Source organism: Actinoalloteichus sp. GBA129-24, from assembly GCF_001941645.1.
GTDB classification, from domain to species: Bacteria; Actinomycetota; Actinomycetes; order Mycobacteriales; family Pseudonocardiaceae; genus Actinoalloteichus_A; species Actinoalloteichus_A fjordicus.
Genome location: NZ_CP016077.1, coordinates 4,296,651 through 4,317,070, shown reverse-complemented (window position 1 = coordinate 4,317,070; position 20,420 = coordinate 4,296,651). Strand labels below are relative to the sequence as shown.

The 20,420-nt window shown below is 70.6% G+C and carries 17 protein-coding genes; 10 read left to right on the top strand and 7 right to left on the bottom strand.

The genetic code is table 11. The features are described from left to right. Positions 1–404 precede the first annotated feature (404 nt). The gene (locus UA75_RS18590) at positions 405–1,265 is read left to right on the top strand and encodes an endo alpha-1,4 polygalactosaminidase (RefSeq protein ID WP_075743945.1); all 861 of its coding nucleotides are present in this window, start codon (positions 405–407) and stop codon (positions 1,263–1,265) included. Between the two features lie 400 nt (positions 1,266–1,665). Continuing rightward, complete coding sequence (locus UA75_RS18580; protein WP_075741332.1) at positions 1,666–2,739, top strand: LacI family DNA-binding transcriptional regulator; 1,074 nt, start codon at positions 1,666–1,668, stop codon at positions 2,737–2,739. Positions 2,740–2,934: 195 nt separating this feature from the next. Here the strand turns inward: UA75_RS18580 and UA75_RS18575 are convergent, their stop codons facing one another. Continuing rightward, complete coding sequence (locus UA75_RS18575) at positions 2,935–4,575, bottom strand: glycoside hydrolase family 13 protein (protein ID WP_075741331.1); 1,641 nt, start codon at positions 4,573–4,575, stop codon at positions 2,935–2,937. Between the two features lie 391 nt (positions 4,576–4,966). Between UA75_RS18575 and UA75_RS18570 the strand changes: the two genes are divergently transcribed. Beyond that, positions 4,967–5,749, top strand: a complete 783-nt coding sequence (locus tag UA75_RS18570; RefSeq protein ID WP_075741330.1) for an alpha/beta fold hydrolase — start codon at positions 4,967–4,969, stop codon at positions 5,747–5,749. Between the two features lie 116 nt (positions 5,750–5,865). On the opposite strand, the gene UA75_RS18565 is transcribed toward UA75_RS18570, so the two are convergent. Beyond that, complete coding sequence (locus UA75_RS18565) at positions 5,866–6,225, bottom strand: MerR family transcriptional regulator (protein WP_075741329.1); 360 nt, start codon at positions 6,223–6,225, stop codon at positions 5,866–5,868. A gap of 79 nt (positions 6,226–6,304) precedes the next feature. Between UA75_RS18565 and UA75_RS18560 the strand changes: the two genes are divergently transcribed. After that, positions 6,305–7,399: an alkene reductase gene (locus UA75_RS18560; RefSeq protein WP_075741328.1), complete on the top strand. Its 1,095-nt coding sequence runs from the start codon at positions 6,305–6,307 to the stop codon at positions 7,397–7,399. A gap of 117 nt (positions 7,400–7,516) precedes the next feature. Here UA75_RS18560 and UA75_RS18555 read toward each other — a convergent pair whose 3' ends face one another. After that, positions 7,517–9,730: an MMPL family transporter gene (locus tag UA75_RS18555; protein ID WP_232237314.1), complete on the bottom strand. Its 2,214-nt coding sequence runs from the start codon at positions 9,728–9,730 to the stop codon at positions 7,517–7,519. Positions 9,731–9,863: 133 nt separating this feature from the next. On the opposite strand from UA75_RS18555, the gene UA75_RS18550 reads away from it, so the two are divergent. Further along, entirely contained in the window at positions 9,864–10,490 is a 627-nt protein-coding gene (locus UA75_RS18550) for a TetR/AcrR family transcriptional regulator (RefSeq protein WP_075741327.1), read from the top strand. 73 nt (positions 10,491–10,563) lie between these two features. Here the strand turns inward: UA75_RS18550 and UA75_RS18545 are convergent, their stop codons facing one another. Further along, positions 10,564–11,076 carry a MarR family winged helix-turn-helix transcriptional regulator gene (locus UA75_RS18545; RefSeq protein WP_075741326.1) on the bottom strand — a complete coding sequence of 171 codons (513 nt, stop codon included), beginning with the start codon at positions 11,074–11,076 and terminating at the stop codon, positions 10,564–10,566. 51 nt (positions 11,077–11,127) lie between these two features. On the opposite strand from UA75_RS18545, the gene pip reads away from it, so the two are divergent. After that, positions 11,128–12,102, top strand: coding sequence for a prolyl aminopeptidase (gene pip / locus UA75_RS18540; RefSeq protein WP_075741325.1), 975 nt, complete (start codon positions 11,128–11,130; stop codon positions 12,100–12,102). Between the two features lie 350 nt (positions 12,103–12,452). Here the strand turns inward: pip and UA75_RS18535 are convergent, their stop codons facing one another. Together UA75_RS18535 and UA75_RS18530 are read right to left on the bottom strand one after the other, a co-directional pair. Further along, positions 12,453–12,977: a DUF6314 family protein gene (locus UA75_RS18535; protein WP_232237313.1), complete on the bottom strand. Its 525-nt coding sequence runs from the start codon at positions 12,975–12,977 to the stop codon at positions 12,453–12,455. A 293-nt stretch (positions 12,978–13,270) separates the two neighbouring features. Continuing rightward, positions 13,271–13,942, bottom strand: coding sequence for a lytic polysaccharide monooxygenase (locus UA75_RS18530; protein ID WP_075743943.1), 672 nt, complete (start codon positions 13,940–13,942; stop codon positions 13,271–13,273). Positions 13,943–14,394: 452 nt separating this feature from the next. Here UA75_RS18530 and UA75_RS18525 point away from each other — a divergent pair, with 452 nt between their 5' ends. Together UA75_RS18525 and UA75_RS18520 are read left to right on the top strand one after the other, a co-directional pair. Next, positions 14,395–14,937, top strand: coding sequence for a mycothiol transferase (locus UA75_RS18525; RefSeq protein WP_075741324.1), 543 nt, complete (start codon positions 14,395–14,397; stop codon positions 14,935–14,937). A gap of 982 nt (positions 14,938–15,919) precedes the next feature. Further along, positions 15,920–16,567: a dienelactone hydrolase family protein gene (locus UA75_RS18520; RefSeq protein WP_075741323.1), complete on the top strand. Its 648-nt coding sequence runs from the start codon at positions 15,920–15,922 to the stop codon at positions 16,565–16,567. 562 nt (positions 16,568–17,129) lie between these two features. On the opposite strand, the gene UA75_RS18510 is transcribed toward UA75_RS18520, so the two are convergent. Next, positions 17,130–18,014 (bottom strand): tachylectin-related carbohydrate-binding protein, encoded by an 885-nt coding sequence (locus UA75_RS18510; RefSeq protein WP_198042766.1) that lies wholly within the window; start codon positions 18,012–18,014, stop codon positions 17,130–17,132. 479 nt (positions 18,015–18,493) lie between these two features. On the opposite strand from UA75_RS18510, the gene UA75_RS18505 reads away from it, so the two are divergent. Together UA75_RS18505 and UA75_RS18500 are read left to right on the top strand one after the other, a co-directional pair. Next, positions 18,494–19,324, top strand: coding sequence for an NAD(P)H-binding protein (locus UA75_RS18505; protein ID WP_075741320.1), 831 nt, complete (start codon positions 18,494–18,496; stop codon positions 19,322–19,324). Beyond that, a complete protein-coding gene (locus UA75_RS18500; RefSeq protein ID WP_075741319.1) occupies positions 19,321–20,274 on the top strand; it encodes an alpha/beta fold hydrolase in 954 nt (317 codons plus the stop codon). The genes UA75_RS18505 and UA75_RS18500 overlap by 4 nt, the downstream gene beginning before the upstream one ends. The last annotated feature ends 146 nt before the right edge of the window (positions 20,275–20,420 follow it).

Sequence of the window (20,420 nt, the reverse complement as noted above, 5' to 3'; positions counted from 1 at the left end):
CGCGTGCGTCGGCAGGCGTCCTTCGACTCCTGCCGGCCCTCGCGGTCCCCGACCTGTCGCTCGTGCCATCCGTGCACCGACTAGTCGTCGCAGACCGGTCGCTGGTTCCGAAACGATCTCGGATTCTGAGTGACCTGAGTCACATCGGTCGACTGTGGACGGCCGAAGTGGATCGCACCGCCGCAGTCGTGCGCCGCCGTCGCGGGGGCAGGCCCGCCGATCGAGGCAAGCGACCTGTCCGGTTCCCTGGCGGCAGAGCGGGCGACGAATCGGGGAATCTCCCACCGAAGGCGTCGTAGGGTGAGGACCGTCCGCAAGATCATGACGCGCGGCGACGGGCCGAACTCGAAGCAGCCGGGCCCGTGGGTGCGCGCCTCCGCAGATCGATCGAGAAGGATGCCGTCATGATTCGTCGCGTCTCGGTTCTGGCCCTCGCGATCCCCCTGGCGGCGAGCTGCGCCGTCGCGGCCCCCGAACTCACCTCCGGGGTGACCGCGTTACCCGAGCAGGCCTGGAGCGCTCCGCCGATCGACGCGACCTTCGACTACCAGATCGGCGGGGACTACCCGCTGCCCGACGGAGTCGACGTCGTGTCCCGGGACTGGTACGCAGGCGAGTCGCCCGACGGCGCCTACGGGATCTGCTACGTCAACGCCTTCCAGACCCAGAGCGACGACGGCGGCCTCGACCGGCCGGATGCACAGTCCAACTGGCCCGCGCACCTGGTGCTCAGCGAACTCGGTGACGACCCGAACTGGGGCGGGGAGTACCTGGTCGACATCTCCACGCCGGAGAAGCAGGCGGATGCGATCGAATACCTGCGACCCATGATTGAGACGTGCGCGACCAAGGGCTTCTCGGCAGTGGAGTACGACAACCTGGACTCCTGGATCAGGTTCGACGGAACACCGCTGGAGGGCCAGGTGCCCTTCGGCGAGGAGGAGGCGGTCGAGTTCGCCACCCTGCTGACCGAGGTCGCCCACTCGCTCGAGCTCGCCTCGGCACAGAAGAACACCGTCGAGCTGCCCGCCGAGGTCTCCCGAGAGCAGATCGGCTTCGACTTCGCCATCGCCGAGTCCTGCGGCCGTTGGCAGGAGTGCCAGGACTACCGCGCGGTCTACGGCGATCACCTGATCGCGATCGAGTACGAGCGCCAGTACTTCGACGCCACCTGTGCCGAGGTGGGGGACTCGGTCTCCGTGGTGCTGCGCAACGTCGCCGTCAGCAGGCCCGGCACGCCCGGTTACCAGTACGACGCCTGCTGATCCGCGTCGGCGGCGGCAGCAGGCCGGTGCCGCCCCACTGTCCGCCGCGTGCTCGGCGGGTCGTCAGACGGCCTGCCGAAATCGGTGCGGCCCGAGGCGATCGGTGCGGACGGCGAGTAAGCCCGAGACCAGGGGAGACCGTCATCGAGCGGGCACCGGCCCGCCCGGGACTCCGGGGTGGGGAACGGCTCGTCGAGCGGGCAGCGGGCTCAGCCACGCCCGCTCGGCGTGTGCGAAGCTGTCGGCGTGTCGTCTCCCCACGTCGCCGCCTCTGCGCCCGAACACCGACCGGCCGTCATCGGGCTGTCGTACCGCGCCTGGGCGCCCGTGTTCGGCGAGCTTCGCGGGGCCGTGCCGAGCCACATACTCGACGTCGAGACACAGCTGGACGGGACGGTCGATGAGCACAGGTGAGAGTGGTGCGGAGCCGGGCAGACCCCGGCCGCGCCCCACCGCCAAGGACGTCGCCGCGGCGGCGAACGTCTCCCGGTCCGCCGTGTCCTTCGCCTTCAACGACCCGGCGCGGATCTCGGTCGCGACCAGGGACCGCATCCTGGCGGCGGCCCGCAGCCTGGACTACGCCCCCAACACCGTTGCGCGGATGCTGCAACGCGGCCGGACCCAGTCGCTCGGGGTGCTGTTCCCCCAGGAGCTGGCGAAGATCATGGAGAACCCGTACCACTCCCGCTTCCTCGTCGGGGTGGGCCAGGTGTGCGATCGGGAGAGCCTCACCGCCCTGCTCGTCCCACCGGTGGCCGACTCGATGCTCAAGGCGATCCCGTACGCCGCCGTCGACGGCTTCATCGTGTGCGGGCTGGAGACCGACCGAGGCGAGGTCGCCGAGCTGCAACGGCGTGGTATCCCGTTCGTCCTGGTCGACAGCGATCCGCCCGAGGGAGTGCCCAGCGTCGACATCGACGATCAGCGCGGCGCCTACGAGGTCGTGGCCCACCTCCTCGCCCTCGGCCATCGCCGGATCGCGATCCTGTCGATGGAGTCCGGCCCCTCGGTGACGAGCCGGGGCTATCACGGCCCGCTCGCCCGCCGCAGGGCAGGCGTCGCCGAGGCACTGGCCGGGGCCGAGTTGACCCTCGACGACGTCGCCGTCCTCGAGGTGCCGTGCACCAGGATGGACGGCTATCGCGCGACCAAGACGTTGATGGCGGGTGACCGGCCCACCGCGATCGTCACGTTCTCCGACGTCCTCGCCATCGGCGCGCTCGACGCCCTGCACGACCTCGGCCTGGCCGTCCCCGGCGAGGTCTCGGTGTCGGGATTCGACGACCTGCCGGAGTCGGCCTGGCTGCGTCCCCGGCTGACGACCGTCAATCAGCCGATCCTGGCCAAGGGGCGGCTGGCCGCGGACTTCCTGGTCTCGGCCGTCCACGGCGAGGACCAGCATCCGCACCAGACGCTGAGCACCGCGCTGATCGTCCGAGAGTCCACGGCCCGGCCGCCCGCGCGGCGCGGCTGAGACGCGGCCTGCCGACCCCGTTGCGGGGCTTCTCGGAGCCTGCCTCTCGATCCCTGCTGTCGGAGTTGCGCGGGGCAGGCGCGGCGATCTGCGGCGTCGCCGGTCACCATGACTCCGCCCTGGCTCCCACCGGTCGCCGTGCAGTTCGTCCACGTCGAGCCCCGCCCACGACGGAGCGGAACCGAAGACAGGCTCTCAGCACTCCCACCACACGGTCGTGTCGGGCGGGAGCAGGAGGTCGTCGCCGTCGACTCCGTAGCGTCCCGAGGCGAGCAGCACGGTGTGCAGACCGGGCAGCCGCACGCTGTGGTCGCCGAGATTGGCCACGACCGTCACCGCCCGGCCGGTGGCGGCGTCCCGGCGGAGCAGCCGTAGGACGTCGGCGGGAGCCGCCGCCCACTCCACCGCCTCGCCCGCGCCGAGGGCGGGGTGTTCGCGGCGTACCCGTAGCGCCTGTCGATACAGCTCCAGGGTCGAATGCGGATCGGTCTCCTGCGCCGCCACGCTCAACTCCGCCCAGCCCGCAGGCTGCGGAAGCCAGGACACCGCCGAGTCCGCCGGGCTGAAGCCGAGCGAGTCGCCCTCGGTGCTCCATGGCAGCGGGACTCGACAGCCGTCGCGGCCCCGATCGGTGTGTCCGGAGCGTTCCCAGGTCGGGTCCTGCAGGGACTCCTCTGGCAGGTCGAGCACCTCGGGAAGGCCGAGTTCCTCGCCCTGGTACACGTAGGCGGAGCCGGGCAGGGCCAGCATGAGCATCGCGGCGGCACGGGCGCGGCGCAGGCCTTCCGGACCGTCGCCGAGCCTGGTCGCGGTCCGCGTCACGTCGTGATTGGCCAGCACCCAGGTCGCCGAGGCGCCCAGCGGTGCCATCGAGGTCAGGGTGTCGTCGATGACCGTCCGCAGGGCCTGCGCCGACCAGCCCGCGAGCAGATAGTGGAAGTTGAAGGCCTGATGCAGTTCGTCGGGCTCCAGATAGCGGGCGGTGCGCTCTGCACTGGGCGTCCACGCCTCGGCGACGGCGATGCGCGGGCCGTCATAGGAGTCCAGCACCTCCCGCCAGCCGCGATAGACCTCGTGCACGCCGTCCTGGTCGAAGAAGGGCAGCGGTGCCGCGCCGAGCAGCCGGACGTGGTCGTCGTGTCCGACGTCGGGCAGGCCGTCGGCCTTGATCAGGCCGTGGGCGACGTCGACCCGGAAGCCGTCCACCCCGAGGTCCAGCCAGAACCGCAGGATGTCCAGGAACTCCTCGCGTACCTCGGGCAGATCCCAGTTGAGGTCGGGCTGTTCCGGCGCGAACAGGTGCAGGTACCAGTCGCCGTCGGGCAGCCGCGTCCACGCCGGTCCGCCGAACACCGACTCCCAGTCGTTCGGCGGTTGCTCGCCGCCCGCGCCTCGGCCGGGCCGGAAGTGATAGCGAGCGCGGGCGGGGGAGTTCGGCGGCGCGGCCAGCGCCTCGACGAACCAACGATGCGCATCGGAGGTGTGGTTGGGGACGATGTCGACGATCACGCGCAGGTCCAGCCGGTGCGCCTCGCGGATCAGCTCCGCCGCGTCGTCGAGCGTGCCCGCCGTCGGATCGACGGCGCGGTAGTCCGCCACGTCGTAGCCGCCGTCGGCCATCGGCGAGGCGTAGAACGGCGTGATCCACAGCGCGTCCACGCCGAGGTCGACCAGATAGGGCAGTCGGGAGCGGATGCCGGGGAGGTCGCCGATGCCGTCGCCGTCGGAGTCGGCGAAGCTGCGGAAGTAGACCTGGTAGACCACGGCGTCGTGCCACCACTGTCGGGTGCCGACCGGGGTGGTGCTGGGCTCGGTCACGGCGAGGTCGTTGGCCATCGGAGTCCTTTCGAGCGGTGGTCTCGCTCCGGAGTCAACCGGCGGGGTGCGGGCGGCGGAAGGCCTCGTGAAACACCTTTTAGTAAATGTTACCCAGCGGCCGGGAGCGGCCGGACCTGCCTGCCCGCACCGGATGTTGCGGCGGTCGGCCGCATCCGGGCGCTGCCGCGCCGCACTGGCCACTGTGCACTCGTCCGGTGTGGACCGCGTCCGCCGACGTGGCACGGCGGCGCCGAAGCGGACCGGTCAGCCCGTCGACTCGACGGGCGGTCCGGCTCGGCGGTCCCGGGCGGGGATCACCGCTCGGGCGGGATCGCAGGCCGGACCCGAGGTGTACACGGGTCTGACGTCGACCGTGTGAGCATGGCCCGACCCGAGGAGGGAGGCGCTCATGGCGATCGTCCGAGCACACGACGGTGAGGACGTCTACTACGAGGTGCACGGTGACGGCCCAGTGGTGCTGCTGGGCAGCGCCGACCCCCGGCCGCCGGACCATCCACTGCGCGAGGAGGTCCTGAGATCCTGCCGCACGCTGATCGACGGGCTCGCCGATCGATACCGCGTCGTGGTGATGAGCTATCCGGGCAGACCCAAACCGCAGACGCTCACGCCGGACAACGTGACCGAGGATCTGCTGACGATCGCCGATGCCGTCGACGCCGAGGAATTCGCCTGGTGGGGCTATTCCTGGGGCGGCGTCGCAGGCCTGCAGCTCGCCGTGCGGACCGACCGGCTGACCGCCCTGGCGATGACCGGATTCCCGCCGCTGGGCGGACCCTATGCGGCGATGCTGCGCTATGCCGGTCTGCTGGCGGAGGTCGACGTCGACGCAATGGGTGCGCCGATCCCGCCCGCCGCCCGTGAGCAGCTGCCCCAGTTCGTCACCTATTACGAGGCCTTGCAGGGCTTCGACGATCGGGCGGCGCAGCCGATCCTCACCTGTCCCCGGATGTGTTTCGTCGGCGGGGCGGACGAGATCACCGCGGGCAGCGAACCCATCGCGCATCTCGGGACGACCGTCGCCGAGCGGCGAGAGGAACTGATCGACTTCGGCTGGGAGGTCGAGGTCATCGCCGGACTGGACCACTTCGGCGCCGCCGAGCCCGAGGTCGTCCTACCGCGTCTCGGCGCGTTCCTCGATCGTCACCTGCTCGGGGCGACCTCGCCTCGGTGACGCTGCTGCTCCGGCCGCCCGAGCTCCCGGCGGTCTCCTGGCGGAGCGGCAGGCTCGGGCCCCGGCGCGGCCGAATCGCGGGCGGAGCGGCACGGGGCGACCCGGGAGACGAACGCTCACGGCCCGGAGGCAGTGTCGATCACCTCGTCCAGGACCTCGCGGGAGCGGACGAGCTCGTCGATCGTGCGGGTGATCCGGTCGCGCTCGACGGTGAGCTGGTCGACCAGGAACGGGGTGGCCGTCTCGGCGGGTCCGCCGTCGGCGTCCCGGATGCAGGGCAGGATATGGACGATCTTCGCGCTGCACAACCCGGCGGCGAAGAGCTCCTGGATGCGGATGACCCGATCCACCGAGTCGGCGGGGTAGATCCGGTGGCCGCCCGTCGTGCGCTCGGCCGCCAGCAGACCCTGCTTCTCGTAGTAGCGCAGGGAGCGCTCGCTCACGGCCGTCCGTCGGGCCAGTTCACCGATGCGCATCGGGCCTCCGCCTTCCCACCGAATCGAATCTGACCTCGGACTTGAATCTGACATCAATGTCAAGTTCTACCGTACCGGCATGACGACCTCGCCTCTGCTCCGATCGTATTCCTCGGCGTCGCTGCGACTGCCCAATCGCCTGGTCATGGCGCCGATGACGCGACACCGCGCCGCCGAGGACGGCACCCCGCTGCCGATCGTCGCCGAGCACTACGCCCAGCGTGCAGGCGCCGGGCTCATCGTCACCGAGGGGATCTGGCCGAGCAGCCGAGGCCAGAGCGAGTGGCGGCTGCCAGGTCTGGAGACCGCCGAGCACGTTCGGGGCTGGCGCGGCGTCACGGACGCCGTCCATGCGGCGGGCGGGCGGATCTTCGCGCAGCTGATGCACGGCGGACGCAAGGGCCATCCGCTGGCCCGCCTGACCGGAGACCTGCCTGCGGGTCCGTCGGCGGTGGCCGCGCCGGGGCCGGTGCACGTCCGCGACGGGAGGAAGGCCGCCGCGATCGTGCCGCGAGCGATGACCACGGACGAGATCCGCCAGGCCGTGGCGGACCACGTCCAGGCGGCGCGCAACGCGATGGACGCGGGCTTCGACGGCATCGAGCTGCACGGCGCCAACAGCTACCTGATCCACCAGTTCCTCGCCGACAACACCAATCTCCGGGCGGACGAGTACGGGCGCGGCTCGATCGCCGACCGCATCCGATTCCCGGTGGAGGTCGTCAGCGCGGTCGCCTCGGCCGTCGGCGCGCACCGCACCGGCTTGCGGCTCTCGCCGGGGAATCCGCAGTTCGGCATGAGCGAGGCCGACCCGGCACCGGTCTACCGGGCGCTGCTGAGCGAGGTGGACCTGCTCGGGCTGGCGTATCTGCATCTGACCGACGACGAGCGTTATCCGGCGTTGGCCGACCTGCGGCCTCGCTGGCACGGCACCCTCGTCGCCAACGTCGGCGAGAACGGCGACCCGACGACCAGGGAGCGCGGCGAGGCCGTCCTGGCCGCCGGACTGGCCGACCTGGTCTCCTACGGCCGGGCGTTCATCGCCAATCCGGACCTGCCGGAACGCTTCGCGCGCGACGCTGCGCTCAACGCGGTCGACGAGACCACTCTGCACACCCACGACGCCGTCGGCTACACCGACTACCCGACGCTCGCGGCCGCCGAGGTGCACTGACGACGTGCGGTTCACACAGTCGGCGAGCGATTCCGCCCGCTCCGGGCGAGGCAGAGCGCGCGATGCCGCCGACGCCGAGGTTCTCCCGGCGTCGGCGGCATGATCGCCCCGCGGTCCCTAGCGCGCCGGAGCGGTGTCGGTCGGCCGGGACTCCTGCGCGGCCCGTTCCGCGTCGCCCGGCTCGTCGGGAATGTCCTCCCGGAGACCGATGCGGTCGTGCAGACGACGCAACGGGCCGGGTGCCCACCAGTTCGCCCCGCCCGCCAGGCGCATGAAGGCCGGAACCAGGACGCCCCGGATGAGGGTCGCGTCCACGATGACGGCCAGCGCCATGCCGATGCCCAACTGCTGGAGGAAGGTGATCTCGCTGGTGGCGTAGACGGCGAAGGAGACCGCCAGCAGTGCGGCGGCGGCGGTGACCAGCGGTGCGGAACGGGCGATGCCGCGCGGCACCGACCCGTTGAGGTCGCCGGTCCGGTCGTAGTCCTCCTTGATCCTGGCGAGCAGGAAGACCTCGTAGTCCATCGACAGGCCGTACGCGATGCAGAACATCAGCAGCACGATGCTCGGTTCGATCGAGCCGGTGGTGGTGAAGCCGAGCAGCCCGGACAGGGCGCCCTCCTGGAAGCCCCACACCAGCACGCCGAACATGACCGACAGCGACAGCAGGTTCAACACCGAGGCCTTGAGCGGCGCGATCACGCTGCCCGTCATCAGGAAGAGCACGACGAAGGTGACGACGAGGATGAGCGCCAGGACCAGCGGCAGCCGTTCCACGACCCCGTCGCGGTAGTCGGTCAGCTCGGCGGGGTAGCCGCCGACCTGGACGTCGAACGGCGCCTCGGTGGATCGCACGTCGGCGACCAGCCCGATCGGGTCGTCCGCCAGCCGCTCGCCGGTGGGCAGCACCGCCAGCCAGGTGCCGGTGCCGTCGCTGAAGCGCTCGGCGCCGTCGGGCCCCGGCTCGCCGATGCGGTCGCCCTCGGCGAAGCTGCCCGCGGCGGAGTCGACGCGCAGCACGCCGGGGATCTCGGAGAGCGTGGCGGCGTAGGCGGGCAGCGCCTGCTCGTCGGCGTTCGCCGCGACGACCTGGACGGCGTCGGCATCCTCGGTCGCGAAGTCCGTGCGGATCGTGTCGTACATGGTCCGGACGGGCTGGTCGGCCGACATGATCCGGTCGTCGGGCGAGCCGAAGTTGATGCCGAGCGCGGGTGCGCCCAACGCGAGCAGGACCACCAGGCCGATGCCGCCCGCGATGACCGGACGACGCATCACCCTGGTCGCGGTGCGGTGCCAGAAGCCCTCTTCCCCGGTGCGTTGCGGGCCCTTGCGGACGACGCGGTGTCCGAGCAGGGCGAGCGCGGCGGGCAGCACGACGACGGCGCCGAGGATCGCCGTGGCGACCACGGCGATGCCCGCATAGGCGAAGGAGGAGAGGAACGGGAAGGGGAACACGAACAGCACGGCCAGCGAGGCCGCGACGGTGAGTCCGCTGAAGATGACGGTGCGGCCTGCGCCTGCTGCGGTGCGGCGCACGGCGACCTCGACGGACCGGCCTGCCGCGAGTTCCTCGCGGAACCGGTAGATGACGAAGAGGCCGTAGTCGACGCCGAGACCGATGCCCAGTACCAGCGCGATGTTGGAGGCGAAGGTCGAGACCTCGGTGAAGTTCGTGACCACCCGCAGGATCCCCAGGGTGCCCACGACGGAGAACAGGCCGATGCCCAGGGTGACCAGGGCCGGGGCGATGCGTCGGTACACGGCCCACAGCAGCAGCGCGACCAGGGGCAGGATGATCATCTCGGCGCGGAGGAAGTCCTCGCGGGCCTGCCCCGCGACCACGCGGAAGATCTCGTCGCCGCCGCCGAGCACGACCTCCGCCGCCGGGCTGTCGACCGACTGCACGACTGTCTCGTCGATCTCGGGCAGGACCTCGCCGCGCACGTGGTCGGCATCGCCGGGCACCCAGGCCAGGACGAGGGCATGCTCGCGGTCCGTGCTCGCGAGGGTCTCCGGCGCGTTCGGACTCCAGTAGGACCAGGCGTCGCCGACGTCGGGGTTCGCGGCGAGCGCCTCGGTGATCCCGCGCCCGATCTCGGCGACCTCGGCGTCGTCGACCGTTCCTTCGGTGGCGTCCACCAGGATCGCCACGTTCGGGCTGCCGGTGCCGAACTGATCGCCGAGTACCTCGCGGGCGGCGACCGACTCCGAGTTCAACGCCTCGTAGCGGTTCAGCGCGAGCGCGTCCATCGTGCCTGCCGCCAGCACCGCGAAGAGCACGAATAACAGCCCGGCGCCTGCGAGCACCCACTTGGGGAAGCGCGTTGTCAATCGACCGACCATGGAAGTTCGGGCTCCCTGTACGATAGGCGAGTAAGTACTCGTGTTTGCGACGGCGCTGAGAATACGAGTAATTGCTCGTGTTGTCTAGTTCGTCCGATGAATCCCGAAACAGGGGGCACTGATGACCGACGATGCGAGGCAGGGAGAGCCCCGTCGACAGGCCAGGGGGCAGCGGCGGATCGAGCAGATCCTGCACGCGTCGGCGACGGTGTTCGCCGAACACGGCTACGAGGGTGCGACCACCAACGCGATCGCCGGGGCGGCCGGGATCTCACCCGGATCGCTCTACCAGTACTTCAAGAACAAGGACGACATCGCGCGGGCGCTGGCCGACCACTACGCCGAGCGGCTCCAGGCGTTCCGGTCCGAGGTGCTCGCCACCGAGTCGGCGGCCGGGGTCACGCTGTCCGCCGCCGTCGAGCGCGTCGTCGGTCCGCTGGTCGCCTTCAACCTCGCGCATCCCGGTTTCAAGTCCCTGTTCGCCAGGACCGACATGCCCGCGCCGCTGCGGGCCGCCGTCGCCCCCGTGCAGCAGGCCATCCACGGTCGGGTCGCCGCGCTCATCGGGGCACTGGTGCCCGGACTGGACCCGGCCGTTCTGAGCCGGACCGTGACCGTCGTCATCCAGATCGTGCGCGGCATGATCCCGCTGATCGCCGAGGCGAGCCCGTCGGAACAGGCGGCCATGACGGCGGAGTTGCAGACCGTGCTCGTGTCCTATCTGGAGACCGCGGGCCGAGCCAGGTGAGCGACGGCCGTCCTCGGGCCGCAGGCTCGGCCGGAACGGGAATGGCGGGGATCCGTCGTCGGGTCGGCTCCGCTCAGGGCCGGTCGTCGCGGTGCTGTGCGATGAGATCGGGCGCGACGTCGGCGATGCGCTGTCGCATCGGCCTGCGACGGACGGCGGCGATGGCCTCGTCGACCAGTGCGCTCAACGGTGCGGAGAGTTCGGCGTCCAGGGCACGGGCCGCCGTCGTGGTCGCCTGCCATTCCGCCCGGAGCCGGGGCAGCAGTCGTTCCGCCTTGGGCGTCAGTCCGACGATGCGTGTCCTGGCGTCGGAGCCGGGCGTCAACACGACCAGTCCGTCCTCGGCCATCTGCGCGACGGTCTGGCTGGCCGCCGAATGCGTGACGCCCACGGCGGCGGCGAGATCGCGAATGGAACTCCCGCCCGAGGCGGCGACGGCCCAGACGATCGGGGTGTATCGCGGGCGGAAGTCGGCCAGTCCGAGATCGGCGTACACCGCCGCCACGTCACCCTCCATCAGCTCCAGCAGGTGGCGCAGCCGCGTGCCGAGCAACTCGGGTCCGGTGGTGTCGGTGCCTTCCGTCATGCGGCTAATGTAACAGCACTAATGTATTGGCGCAGGCTGGAGGAACCGAGCATGACCGAGCACTCCCCGCCCATCGAGCCCTACGACGAGGGGCTGCTGGACGTCGGCGACGGCAACCACCTCGCCTGGGCGGTCGGCGGCAACCCGGACGGCAAGCCGCTCCTGATCGTGCACGGCGGTCCGGGATCGGGCCGCAGCCGGGGACTGAGCCGGTACTGCGATCCGGCACGCTATCGGGTCGTGCTGTTCGACCAGCGGGGATGCGGACAGAGCACTCCGCACGCGAGTGACCCGGCCACCGACATGAGCGTCAACACCACCGACCACCTGGTGGCCGACATGGAGCGGCTTCGCGAGCACCTCGGCATCGATCGATGGCTGCTCTTCGGCGGCTCCTGGGGATCGACCCTGATCCTCGCCTACGCCGAACGTCATCCGAGCCGGGTGTCCGAGATCGTCATCACCGGCGTCACCACGACGCGACGATCGGAGATCGACTGGCTGTACCGAGGCGTCGGGAGGCTGTTCCCCCAGGAGTGGGAACGGTTCCGCGACGGCGTTCCCGAGGCCGCCCGAGGTGGCGGGGTCCCCGAGCTGCTCGCGGCCTATGCCCGCCTGACGGCTGATCCGGACCCGACGGTGCGGTCCCGCGCGGCGCACGACTGGATCACGTGGGAGGACACCGTCATCTCGCGAGAGCCCAACGGCACCCCCAACGCCTACAGCAACCGAGCTTCGGACGACCTGCTCGCCTTCGTCCGGATCTGTGCGCACTACTTCTCCCACGGAGCCTGGCTGGCCGAGGGGGTGCTCCTGCGCGAGGCAGGGCGACTGGCAGGCATCCCCGGCGTGTTGATCCACGGCAGGCATGACCTCGGGTCGCCCCTGGACACCGCGTGGGAACTCGCCCGCAACTGGCCGGACGCCGAGTTGATCGTCGTCGAGGACTCCGGACACACCGGCAGCGCCACGATGCGCACGGACCTCCACCGCGCACTGGACCGGTTCGCGGCGCGCGAGTCGTGACCGGGCCGCATCGCGTCCGGACCGCCTGACGAGTTGGCCGGGCCTGCCGCGATCGGCCGTGCGGCCGTGGCGAGGGCCTGCCGGTCCCTGCCGGGGACGCCGCGTCGCGTCGCCGAGTTGCGTTGCGGGGGACAGCGGGGGCGACCGGTCGCGGCGCCAAGTGGCGGCGGGTCGCGGGGATCACAGTGGACGCCGAGTGTCGGGCTGGTCGTGGGGGGCGGCGGGCTTCGGCGTCGATCGGGGACACGGTCGCGCCGACGCCCCGTCGGTTGCGCAACGGCTGGGATCGCGGCACCGAGCCTCCGGCGGCCCGGCAGGATGTCGACGGGGCGATGCGGCCCGACGCGTTCTCAGCCGAGACGACGGAACTCGGTGACGATCGCATGGTCCTTTCGCGGCCCGGTCACCGTCCACCTCTGCCGCCAGCGGTCCTCGTCCACGACGTGGTAGCAGCCCTGGTAGTCGTCGTCGCGGCACGGGTGTCGAGTACTCCAGCGGCCGTCTCGCAGATCCACCTCGTGGAAGAACCCGCCGTGGTCGAAGTGGACCTCGGCCCGGCCTGGACCGGTGAGGCGGTAGTCCAGCCGTCGACTGACCGGGCCTCGGTACGTGGCGAGCACCAGTTCGCCCTGTTCGGTGTAGCCGAGCCGATCATCGTGGTCCAGGACCTCGGCGATGCCGGTCACGCTGCCCAGCCGAGAGCCCGTGACGTCGAGGATCTCCCGCTCCAGCCGCCACCGGCCGAGGAGATAGGCAGGCAGGTCGGCCACCGGAAGCGCCTGTCCCACCGCCGTCATGACCGCCGCCTTCTTCCGTCTGGGCGACCCCGCGCTGCCGTCCGGCGGCACGGCGGCAGTCCACCGAGTTCGCTCCACCGAGCGTATTCTCTCCTCCCGCCGGGGCGGTGTGCTGGTGCGGCCGGCTGTGGCTCGGCGCCGGGCGGGCGGCTCCCCGTCCCGAGGAGCCAGGGGCAGCCGACCGGCCTGCCTGCCTCGGTCCGGCGAAGTCGGTCGTCTGGTCGCCTGGACCGGCACCGCCCGGCGCGTGGTCGGCGCGGGCGGTGCCGGTGCTGAGTCCGAATCGTGGCGAACGAGCACCACGAGTCCTCGAACTCCCAGGACCTGCGTTGCCCCGCGGGGCGCCGCCTGTGCTGTCGGCGAGCGAACGATCAGCCGGTGAACCGCACGTCACTGCAGATGTAGTACGACTGGTCCATGTGGCTGGCCTGCCAGATCGTGTAGACGATGTGGCGCCCGGTGCGACCCGGCGCGCTGACGTCGAAGGTGATGTCCGTGGCGGGCGGGTAGGAACCGGTCTCCTCGACCAGCTCCAGATCGCCCCAGCCGAGGCTCTCGGTCAGCGGGTCGAAGCCCTGCCTGGTGACGTAGACCTGGAAGTAGTCGGCGCCGTGGGAGGCCTGGTCGTACAGGTGCACCGAGAAGTCGTTGGAGATGTCGGCGGCTGCCCAGTCGCCCACGGCGTCCATCGAGTTGTACCGCCCGCCCTCGGCGCGGCCGCCGCTGCAGAGCTGCCCGTCCGGGATGGCCGCCTGGTGATTGCCGCCGACGTTCTCCCGGTAGAGGCCGTTCCAGTTCCACATCGCGTTCGGATTGTCCTGCCAGGCCTGCCAGCACATCGGGTCTTCGGTGGCCATGTCGGGGTTGAGGTGGTCGGTACCCCAGCGGTCGTGACAGCCGAAGTTCCGCGACGGCGGGTCGATCACCGAACCGTGGGCCGAGGAGGTCCCGGTGAACACGCCCGCAAGCAGCAGCAGTACTGCCGATGCGATGGCGACCGCCCGAGCGGCCAGCGGATTTCGGGCACGCGTGAGAGAAGACATCCCGTTCTCCATGTCTCGTGGAGGATTAACCTTGATACCGCGCACCCGGTACGACGGTAACCGCCCGGAATCGTCGATCGCATCCCCCGGACAGCGCATTCGGCGAGCAGGTCTCGCCGACGATCGGCCGAATCCGGCGCTGGAGCGGCCACCCGGCCCTTGCGGCAGCCGGCCAACCGGCCTCGGTCGGCGGCGCGGCGGCCCGCTGGGACCGTGTGGACCATGACGGACGACATCGCCGCCGGCTGCCGCTACGGCCGGGCGCCCGCGCTGGTCGGAGGTGCACGTGCAGTCGAACAGCGGCAGCGCGCGAGGGCGGGACACCAGGGGCGAGGCCGAGGCCCGGTTGCCGGCTGCGTCGTCGTCACACCGCTGCGCCCGGTGACCCCTGAACGGGCTGTTGCGACTGGTTCACGGGGACGCCTCTGTCGAAGTCTCCTAGCGTGAGGTGGGTGACCTCGGAGAGAAGCGCCCGTCTGTTGACCGATGCCTTCGACCGGATCCGCGATCTGGTCGCGGAGAACGTAGCCGGGCTGAGCGCCGATCAGCTCTCGGCTCGGCTGGACAGTGAATCGAACTCGATCTCCTGGCTGTTGTGGCACCTGACGCGCGTGCAGGACGACCACGTGGCGGAACTCGCGGGCGTCGAACAGGTCTGGACGGACGAGGGCTGGTTCGACCGGTTCGGCCTGCCGTTCGGCCCGACGGACACCGGATACGGACAGACCGGACGAGAGGTCGGGGTCGTCTGCGTCGATTCGCCGGATCTGTTGACCGGGTACCACGACGCGGTCCATGCGATGACCACGCGGTACCTGGCAGGCCTTGCCGATGAGGACTTCGACCGGATCGTCGATGACACCTGGGACCCGCCGGTGACGCTGTGCACCAGGCTGGTGAGCGTGGTGGCCGACGATCTGCAACATGCCGGCCAGGCCTCCTTCCTTCGCGGTGTGCTGGAACGGCAGGCCGAGGAGACCGGCGAGGACGCCTGACAGCCGCCCCACCCGGCGTCGTGGATCGGGCGGATGCCGGAGACGCCCTCGGCGGAGCAGCCGCAGAAGGCTGCGGGCGATTCGGCGCCCCCGATTCGGGGACGCGGCCGCGCCGACGTGCCTGGGACGGTGTGGTAGCGGACGGTAGTCGACGGACCGGTGCCGGGCCTGCCTGGAGGCGGACGGGAACGTGGTCTGCGAAGGCATGCCGTCGATCCTGTCCGGCACGGGTCGTGCGTGGTAGTGGCAAGTGTCATGACTTCTTCATGACAGCTGTCATCAATCCGTCTGACAGGTGTCATGAACATCGACGACCAGGCCGGGCGAATCCGGAATCGTCGCTACGCTCAGTTCATGATCCGAGCTGCGCGCCTCGACACGTCCCCTGGCATCGACGCTCGACCGGGCACGCCGTCGTGGCGGCGGCAGGGCCCCTGAGTCGGTCCTCGACGATGCCCGAGCCCTGCGCCGGATCATGGTGGGCGAGCATCCGAGCCGGCGCGGTGGCTCACTCGGCGGGCGGGCGATGCACGCCGTCGGACACCGCCGGACTCCTCCTGCCTGCCTGCGGAGCCGGTGTCTCGGGGCGGTTCGGCGGCGAACAGCCTGAGAGCCTGTTTTTGATCCCCACTTTCCAGTTGCGCGGGGCAGACAGCGGCGATCTGCGGCGTTGTCGTCAGTCGACATGACTCCGTCATGTCTTTTTCCTCCGCCTGGCAGCTCAGCCACGCTGATCCCCGCTCACGACTCCAGGGGGATCAAGAACAGGCTCTGAGATACGGGCGGCCTGCCACGGGATCGGGCCGCGCATCGCCGCCCGATCGAGCGGCCACGTCGCGGGCAGGTGATCGCGTAGGCACGTTTGCCCTCGGCGGCAGGCGGAAACCCAACAGGCACGGGGAGGGCCGCACCCGGCTCGGTCCACCGGTCCGGCGTCGGGACGAGGCGGCAGCTCGTTCGATGAGGAGAGGAGGCGAGGTCGATGGCGGTATCGGTGCCGGTGTCCATCTCCACATCCGCAGGCACCCTGGCAGGCGATCTGACCGTCGGAGAGGGCGCGCAGGGGATCGTCGTGTTCGCCCACGGTTCAGGCAGCTCGCGGCACAGTCCGCGTAATCGTGCGGTGGCCGGCGTGCTGCACGATCGGCGGCTGGCCACCCTGCGCCTCGATCTGCTGACGGAGGAGGAGGCACTGCGCGACGAGCGGACCGGCGAGCTGCGCTTCGACATCCCGTTGTTGGCCGAGCGGGTCGCCGACGCGGCGGCCTGGATTCGCGCCGACTCGACGAACAGGCTGCCCCTCGGGCTCTTCGGTGCGAGCACGGGAGCGGCTGCGGCGCTGGTGGCTGCCGCCGGGCTCTCCGAGGTCCGGGCCGTGGTGTCCAGGGGCGGCCGTCCCGACCTCGCAGGCCTGGCGGCCTTGCGCGAGGTGCGCGCCCCCACGTTGCTGATCGTCGGCGGTCGCGACGAACAGGTGCTCACGCTCAACCGGCAGGCCTCGGCGGAACTCTCCGCCCCCCATCGCATCGAGGTCGTCGCCGACGCCGGTCATCTGTTCGAGGAGGACGGCGCCATGGACGAGGTGGCGCGGTTGGCGGCCGACTGGTTCCGCAGGCACCTGGCGGGCTGAGGCTGATCGCGGTCACCGCCGTCGAACGGGTGCCTGCGGCTCGCCTCACGGGCCCGATACGGCGTCGATCAGTCCGCTGCCGAGCCCGACTCGGGGCGTCGGTCCGAGCCGAGACGGCGGAGCGCCTGATCCGGTCCTGGACTCCGCCGAGACGCCGGGACCGAAGAGGGCGGGCCGATCCTGACGAACTCCGCAGGTCGAGTGTTTCAGCGCCTCGGACCCGCCGCGCCGTGAGCGCCGACGTGCGTGCGGGAGATCGCCGTCCACCTCGGACCAGACGGACGTGCCCCGCGTCAATCCGACCAGGAACCGGGTCCTTCCACCACAGACGTCCGGACCGGCAGGCACTCCGCGCCGGACGACTGCGGCAACCGCGACCGGCCTCGACGGCGAGGCGGCGCGGCGAGGAAGACGGCGGCTGCCTCCTCCCGACTCAGGGGCGTCTGTCCCGGCGCGGCTCGACCGACTCCGGGCGCCGTCTGGAACGGGCCCGGAGTCCACCGAGCCGAGCGAGGAGATGCGGACCGCATCAGGTGCGGGCTGACACCCGTCGTCGGTCAGGTCATGTCGTCGCGGAGGTCCCCGTCCAGGCACAGGAGTCGCTCGTGATCGCGATACTGCGCTCCGTCCACGTGCTTCGGGAGACGATCCTCGACTCGATCGTGTCATCCGAGTACGGGAGGAAGCGCTGCCAGTGCAACTGCCCGCTCTCGGTGTCGACGGCGTAGAGGACGTCACCGCCGGGCGAGGCCGCCTGGGCGAACCGCTCCCAGCCGTCCGCCATCCAGGTGCCCTGGTCGGTCCACTGCTCCGTCGCCGCGTCGTACTGGTAGCGGTACAGCGTTCCGTCCGACTCGCGTGCGTAGAGCACGCCCGGCCCGGCGGCGGTGATCAGGTCGAACCGGCTCCAGTCGGCGTCGATCGATTGCTGCCGCAGTTCGCGGGTCTCGTCATCGAGGGTCGCGCGGTACAGCTGATTGTTTCCGCGAATGAAGTAGAAGTCGCCGGTCGAGTCGACGGTGATTCGATTTCGCCAGGCCGTGCTGGTGTAGCCGCCCAAGGTGGTCTGGAAATCGCGCGAAAAACCGCCGTCCTCCCACTGTTCCCAACCGGAGTCGCCGCGCCGGTACATCTGCAGTAGTCCGTCGCTCTTGATCTCGTAGAGCAGGCCCGCCGGGCCGGCGAGCATTCGGCCGTCGACGCTGTTTCCGATCGCCCCCACGGCGACATTCCAACGAGTCGCGCCGCCGATCGGGTCGCTGTGCGCACTGTGGTAGACGTCGCCGTTCGGATCAGCGGTGTAGAACCGTGCGAACGTGTGGCACTCCAGGATCGGCTCCTCCTCCGTGGCGGGCGACGCTGCCAGGGCAGGCAGCCCTGCCAGCAGGGACATCGCCAGAATGCCGACGGCCAGCACCGACATTCTCGAACTGCGACGTTCTCGCACGTGATCTCCTTCTGCCTGGTCCGCCGCCCCGGTGCCGGGCTGCTGCACGGGGGCGGGGCGGCGGACGGTTTCGGTTCGCAATGATCGAATCCTACGGAGTAGGGGCGACATTCTTCATCCGGTTTGTTTCTTTCGAAGTCGCTGGGGGAGTCGGATATCCATTCCCTCGCCAGCCCTTCGGTCTCGCGGTCGAGAGCGCGGTGGAAGTCGCGCTCATCGGTCCTCCCGGATTGTCGGCGGCGGACTTCTCGCGGCCCGTAACCACCGCGATGGCAGCTCGCCGCACGTATTCAGAGAGAGCCGGGCCGCGGCGCTGTCAAGCGAATAGAACGCTATTTATGAAAGCAAAGTTCTATAGGCGCGGGGATCGGTCCGGCCCGTAGCGTCGCGCGGGTCGAGCCGGACGGGGCGGGAGATCACGGTGACGCGGTCATCGGTTCTCGGCCCGCTCCGGAGGAATCCAGGACAGGGGAGTATGCGTGCGGATCGTGGTGACCGGTGCGACCGGGACCGTCGGCAGGCGGGTTGTCGCGAGGCTGTTGGCGGCAGGCGTCGAGGTGCGGGCGGTGACCAGGCAGCCCGAGGCGGCGGCGCTGCCCGCAGGCGTCGAGGTCGTGGCGGGCGACCTGGAACGACCGGAGACCTTGGATCAGGTGTTCGTCGGCGCCGACCGGGTGTACCTGTTCCCGGCTGCGGCTCCGGTGGCGGACGAGGTGGTGCAGCGGATTCGGCTGGCGGGGGTGCGGCGGATCGTCGTGCTCTCCGGCACGACCGCCGACGACCCCGATGAGGCGGGCGGCGAGGACTATCGCCTGGTCGAGCGAGCGGTGGAGCGGTCCGGCCTGGAGTGGACCCACGTGCGGCCGGGCATGTTCGCGGGTAACGCCAGGGACTGGGCCGAGTCCATTCGAGCGGAGGGGGTGGTGCGGCTCGTCTACGGCGACGTGGCACAGGCACCGGTTCATGAGGACGACATCGCCGAGGTCGCCGTGGCGGCCCTGCTCACCGACGGCCACGTCGGCGCGAGGTACCCGCTGTCCGGACCGGAGTCGTTGACCAAATTCGAGCAGGTGCAGGCCATCGGCAGGGCTCTCGGCCGGGAGCTGACGGTGGAGGAGCTGACCCCGGAGCAGTGGCGGGAGGCGATGGCCGAGGAACTGCCCGAGGAGGTGACCGAGTGGCTGCTCGATCTCTGGGCCAAGCGGGTGGGCAGGCCCGAGCCGGTGCTGTCGACCGTCGAGCAGGTCACCGGCAGACCCGCCCGCACCCTCGAAGAGTGGGCGATCGACCACGCGGAGGACTTCCGATGAGCGATGCCGTCGTGGAAGACGACCGGTTCGTCACCGCCGGAGACGTCGAGCTGTGGACTCGCAGCTCGGGCGATCCGGCGCACCCCACCATCCTGTTGATCGCGGGGGACTGCCAGTCGGGCCTGGAATGGCCGGACGAGTTCGTCGAGCTGTTGACCTCGGCGGGGCTGCGGGTTCTGCGGTATGACCACCGGGACACCGGACTGTCCACCGTCCGCGACTTCGCCGAGCATCCCTACGACTTCGACGACCTGGCCTCCGATGCCGTCGCTGTTCTCGACGGCTGGGGCGTCGATGCCGCCTACGTCGTCGGCTTCGGCATGGGGGCTGTCCTCGGGCAGTTGCTCGCCGTGGACCACCGACGTCGACTGGCCGGGATGACGCTCGTCGGCGCCTTCTCGCTGGGGGTCGACTTCTTCGGCAACTGGGATCGGGCCTTGACGGGCGAGCCCACCCTGGACGGACTGCCCACACCGCATCGCTGGTTCGTCGAGTCGGTGCTCGATCCGCAGCCCGGCGCGCCGGGCCGGGCTGCGGAACTGGACGGGATCGTCGACCACTGGAAGGCCTTGGCGGGTACGGAGCTGCCGTTCGACGAGGTCGCGTTTCGTCGTGCGCAGGCCAGAGTGCTCGATCACGTCGGGCCGACTCGGCCGCCGGAGGTGCACCCGCACGGCTTGATCGAGCAGCCGCTCACCGAACGGGGCGCGGAACTGGCGGGGATCACCACGCCCACGCTGGTGATCCAGGGGCCGCTGGACCCGATCAGCCCGCCGCCGCACGGCAGGCACCTGGCGGAGGTGATCCCCGATGCGCGGTTCGCGGAGATCCCCGGCATGGGCCATGCGCTGCCCGCGGCGGTGCATCAGCCGTTGGCGAGCGCGATCATCGCGCATGTCGTCGATCGAACGAATCGATCGGTCGGAGCGGAACCGGGGTCGACACGGTGACACGGTGACACGACAGGGCACTTTGGATACCTCGCTCGGGTGACGGGACGGGCCGCAGACGGGTGTTCGCCGCCGGGCGGCGCACGCCTGCGGCACTCCGGCGGCGAACGCGGGCCGCCTGATGGCACGACATCGCCGCGCGTCCG